Here is a 966-nt window from a genome sequence, read left to right as displayed (position 1 = left end):
AGGAGGAAGAACGGTAGCTTCTGGAGTTGTTGCAGAAATTACTAAGTAATCTTACTTAAAGATAATATATTGAGAGAGTTAAGTTAAATCTTAACTCTCTTTTTTATTTTTTCATTTATAAAAATATGATATAATATGAAAAAATAGAAAGGACAACATATGGTAGTTGATTTTACAAATATTATAGAGACATTTGAAACCATAAGTTTTATAGGAATAATATTAATTTGGATGTCTTTTTTAATTGGATTGAAATTTCCTGATTGGGATTTTAAATTGAAAATAAAGCATAGAAATATATTAACACATAGTCCAATAATTCTTTGGATAATGATATATTTTTATAATACTCAAAAAGATGTTGAAGTATTTAGGTTTGCAATTATGGGATTTGCTTTAGCAATAGGTTTACATATGATTTTTGATTTTTTCCCGAAAGGGTGGTCAAGAGGTGCATTAATATATTTTCCATATTTAAAACTTGGATTAGGAGTTAAAGGAAGTAAAGGATTTATATTTTCTACAAGTATTTACTGTATATTTTTAGCAATAAAATATTCAAAACATTATCTAGAGGTGATTATATTAACATTCTTAGGAGTGTACACTATTATTAAAAATATAAAAAAAGAAGAGAAGTTTTTTAGACCCTTTAGCTTTTTTGCAACGACATGTGTATTTTTAAGTGCAGTAAAATATGATGAAATAAGTGGAAGTATAGGAATTGTTGTACACTTTATTTTGGAAAAAATAAAAATCCTGTTTTAGTACATCAAAATTGAAATAAATCCTGTAGCTTAACTTGACAAAACAGCTTGAATTTTAATATAATTTAACTAAATAAAAGGATTGAGAGGAGAAAAAATGAGAGACATAAAATTTTTAGTAGAGCAAGCTACTAAAATCAGAAAAGACATTGTTCAAATGATTTGTAAATCTAAGTCAGGACATCCAGGAGGATCATTA

At 25.5% G+C, this 966-nt stretch carries 1 protein-coding gene and 1 pseudogene; both read left to right on the top strand.

Annotation, left to right across the window (positions count from 1 at the left end; translation table 11 throughout):
* Positions 1 to 159 precede the first annotated feature (159 nt).
* Positions 160 to 768: a hypothetical protein gene (locus L988_RS10610; RefSeq protein ID WP_052191817.1), complete on the top strand. Its 609-nt coding sequence runs from the start codon at positions 160 to 162 to the stop codon at positions 766 to 768.
* Positions 769 to 864: 96 nt separating this feature from the next.
* A pseudogene (locus L988_RS13710) lies at positions 865 to 966 on the top strand (transketolase); the annotation flags it as partial.

The organism is Cetobacterium sp. ZWU0022 (genome assembly GCF_000800875.1).
In the GTDB taxonomy this organism is placed as follows: Bacteria; Fusobacteriota; Fusobacteriia; order Fusobacteriales; family Fusobacteriaceae; genus Cetobacterium_A.
The sequence above is the reverse complement of the archived record's forward strand: the minus strand, read 5'-3'. Positions and strand labels throughout refer to the sequence as shown.